The following is a 3,850-nucleotide window of genomic DNA, read 5'->3' as shown; positions in this document are numbered from 1 at the left end:
GGCGCCCGCCGGCGCGCGTCCGACACGGCGCCCAGCGGCGCCCGGGAGGTCCTGAGCGACGACCGCCTGCTCGCCCTCGTGCCGCAGCTGCGGCGGGCCGAGCAGGAGCGCAAGGCCGACGAGGTCGAGCGGCTGCCCGGGGCGATCCTGCCGCCACCGGTCCGACGCCCGGCCGAGCCCGCTCCGCCGCCCCCCGCACGGGCCGCGGGAACAGCCGACCCTGTGGATGCGTTGGTGCTGCTGCGCGAGGCGGCGGCCGAGAAGGCCGAGGTGTGGGTCGAGCTGGTGGGCTCGCACGGTGTGCCGCAGCGGCGCCTGCTCCGGCCTCTGCGGGTCGAGGGCGGCCGGCTGCGGGCGATCGACACCGCACGCGAGTCCGAGCTCACCGTCGCGGTGCACCGGATCGCGAGCGTCACGCGCGCCACCGAAGACGATCGTCAGGAGACTTCGTGACCAACGGCCCCCTCATCGTGCAGAGCGACAAGACGCTGCTGCTCGAGGTCGACCACGACCAGGCGGAGGCCTGCCGGCGCGCGATCGCCCCGTTCGCGGAGCTGGAGCGCGCCCCGGAGCACGTGCACACGTACCGGCTGACCCCTCTGGGCCTGTGGAACGCGCGCGCCGCGGGTCACGACGCCGAGCAGGTGGTGGACGTCCTGCTCGAGTACTCCCGCTACCCCGTGCCGCACGCCCTGCTGGTCGACGTCGCGGACATCATGTCCCGCTACGGGCGCCTGCAGCTGATCCAGGACCCGGTGCACGGCCTGATCCTGCACGCCCTGGACCCCGCGGTCCTGGTCGAGGTGGTCCGCTCCAAGCGCACGGCCGGGCTGCTCGGCGCGCGCATCGACGCGACCGACGTCGTCGTCCACCCCTCCGAGCGCGGCCACCTCAAGCAGGTCCTGCTCAAGCTCGGCTGGCCGGCCGAGGACCTGGCCGGGTACGTGAACGGCGAGGCGCACCAGATCGACCTCGTGCAGGACGACTGGCACCTGCGCCCGTACCAGCAGCAGGCCGTCGACGGCTTCTTCCACGGGGGCTCCGGCGTCGTGGTCCTGCCCTGCGGCGCCGGCAAGACGCTCGTGGGCGCCGGCGCGATGGCCCGCTCGTCGACGACCACGCTCATCCTGGTGACCAACACCGTGAGCGCCCGGCAGTGGCGCGACGAGCTGATCAAGCGCACGTCGCTCACCGAGGACGAGATCGGCGAGTACTCGGGTGCCCGCAAGGAGGTCCGCCCGGTCACCATCGCGACGTACCAGGTGCTCACCACCAAGCGGAAGGGCGTCTACACGCACCTCGAGCTGCTCGACGCCCGCGACTGGGGACTGGTCGTCTACGACGAGGTCCACCTGCTCCCGGCGCCGATCTTCCGGATGACCGCGGACCTGCAGGCGCGCCGACGGCTCGGGCTGACCGCCACCCTGGTGCGCGAGGACGGCCGCGAGGACGAGGTGTTCAGCCTCATCGGCCCCAAGCGGTTCGACGCCCCCTGGAAGGACATCGAGGCACAGGGCTACATCGCGCCCGCCGACTGCGTCGAGGTCCGCCTGACCCTCCCCGACGCCGACCGCATGGCCTACGCGGTCGCCGAGCCGGAGGAGCGGTACCGGCTGGCCGCGACGGCCAAGGGGAAGAACCGCGTGGTCGAGCAGCTGGTCGCCAAGCACGAGGGCGACCCGACGCTGGTGATCGGCCAGTACCTGGACCAGCTCCACACGCTCGCGGAGCACCTGAACGCCGACCTCATCACCGGCGAGACCACGGTGCACGAGCGCCAGCGGCTGTTCGACGCGTTCCGCTCGGGCGAGATCACCAAGCTCGTGGTCAGCAAGGTGGCCAACTTCTCGATCGACCTGCCCGAGGCGTCCGTGGCCATCCAGGTGTCCGGCTCGTTCGGCTCCCGGCAGGAGGAGGCGCAGCGGCTCGGCCGGATCATGCGGCCCAAGGGTGACGGCCGCACCGCGCACTTCTACACGGTCGTCGCCCGCGACACCGTGGACCAGGACTTCGCCGCCCACCGGCAGCGGTTCCTGGCCGAGCAGGGCTACGCGTACTCGATCGTCGACGCCGAGGACCTGGACCCCGCCACGGAGTCCGAGCGCGACTGACCGGGAACCGTCCACGGGCGTGAGCCGTTGCGGCGGGTAGTACCCACCGGAAGGATCAGTGCGTGCCCGCCCTGCGACGTCGCCTGTCCGTGCTCGTCCCGCTGCTGCTCGGAGCCCCCCTCCTGATCGGCGCCGGGCCTCTGCCGACGGTCGGCCCGCTGTCCCTCACGGGGGAGATCACGGACCAGGTCGGCGCGCTCGACGGCAGCGAGTCCGAGGTCCAGGCGGCGCTCGACCGGCTGGCGCAGGACACCTCGCTGCAGCTGTACGTCGTCTACGTCTCCGACTTCAGCGGCGCCGACCCCGTCGAGTGGGCCCAGGCGACCGCCGAGAGGTCAGGCCTCGGAGCGCAGGACGTCATCCTGGCCGTCGCCACCGAGGCACGGCGGTACGCGCTGGCCCCGGAGTCGGTCGAGGGCCTGTCCAGCTCCCAGGTCGAGGCGGCCAGTGCGGCGGCCGAGGACGCGCTGCGGGACGACGACTGGGCCGGCGCCGCCGTCGCGACCGCCGACACCCTGCGCGAGGAGGCCACCGGCTCCGGCTCGTCGGGCGGCGGTGGTGGGGGCTTCGGCACCGTGCTCGTCATCGGCCTGGTCGTCATCGCCGCACTGTTCGGCGTCTCCTGGCTCCGGTCCCGCCGACGCCAGGCCGCCGGGGTCGCGGCGCCGGGTGCACCGGCCCCCGCCGACGAGCTAGCGGCGCTCCCGACCGCCGAGCTGGACCGCCGGTCCGCGTCCGCGCTGGTGGCCGTCGACGACGCGGTCAAGGCCTCGGACGAGGAGCTCGGGTTCGCGCAGGCCCAGTTCGGACCCGATGCGACCGGTGAGTTCGAGACCGTCCTGGCCGACGCGAAGGCGCAGGTCACCGAGGCCTTCCGGCTGCGCCAGACACTCGACGACAACGTCCCCGACACCGAGCCCCAGGTGCGCGAGACCGCCACCCGCATCCTSCAGACCTGCGCCGCGGTGTCCGCGATGCTCGACGCGCAGAAAGCCGGCTTCGACCACCTGCGCGACCTCGAGGCCCACGTCGAGCAGGCCCTGGAGTCCCACGCCCGCTCGGCGGCCGCTCTGCGCCAGCGGCTCGACCCGGCACGCGTCACGGTCACGACGCTGGCCGCGACCTACCCGCCGGTGACGCTCGCCTCGGTGTCCCGCAATCCCGACCAGGCGCAGCAGCTCCTCGACGAGATCGACACCATCGTCGGCCGGGGCGAGGAGGCGGTGGGCAGCGGCCAGCGGGGCACCGCGGTCGGGTACGCGCGCGCCGCGGAGGAGGCCCTGAGCCAGGTGTCGACGCTGCTGGACGCGGTCGACCGCGCCGGGCCGGAGCTCGCCGTGATCGGCTCGCGCATCGACGCCGCGATCGCCTCGATCACCGCCGACCTCGCCGACGTGGACCGGCTCGCCCGCGACAAGCCCGAGGTCGCCGCACCCGCGCAGACGGCCCGCACCGCGGTCGAGGCCGCACGTGCCGCCCGCGCCGGCACCGGAGACCCGCTCGCGGCGATGCGCGCGATCACCGACGCCGAGGCCGCGCTCGACGCGGCCCTGGCGCCCACCCGGGACGCCGAGGAGCAGGACCGCCGCGCGCAGCGGCAGCTCGACGACCTCCTCGGCCGGCTCGAGTCCACCCTGCGCGCCACCGGCGACTTCCTCAGCACGCGCCGCGGGGCCGTCGGTCCCGAGGCACGGACCCGGCTCGCGGAGGCCGAGCGTCTCCGCCTGGTCGCCCTCGAC

The 3,850-nt window shown here is 74.2% G+C and carries 2 protein-coding genes and 1 pseudogene; all 3 read left to right on the top strand.

Going from position 1 to position 3,850, the window contains the following annotated elements:
• Positions 1-453: pseudogene (locus tag AC1DUQ_RS19040) on the top strand (helicase-associated domain-containing protein); the annotation flags it as partial.
• Positions 450-2,111, top strand: coding sequence for a DNA repair helicase XPB (locus tag AC1DUQ_RS19035; protein ID WP_477060017.1), 1,662 nt, complete (start codon positions 450-452; stop codon positions 2,109-2,111). The pseudogene AC1DUQ_RS19040 and the gene AC1DUQ_RS19035, both read left to right, overlap by 4 nt.
• Positions 2,112-2,173: 62 nt before the next feature.
• A partial coding sequence (locus AC1DUQ_RS19030) for a TPM domain-containing protein (protein ID WP_477074356.1) occupies positions 2,174-3,850 on the top strand: 1,677 nt, incomplete at its 3' end.

It is taken from the genome of Cellulomonas sp. P4_B5_2 (assembly GCF_056402235.1).
The sequence above is the reverse complement of the archived record's forward strand: the minus strand, read 5'-3'. Positions and strand labels throughout refer to the sequence as shown.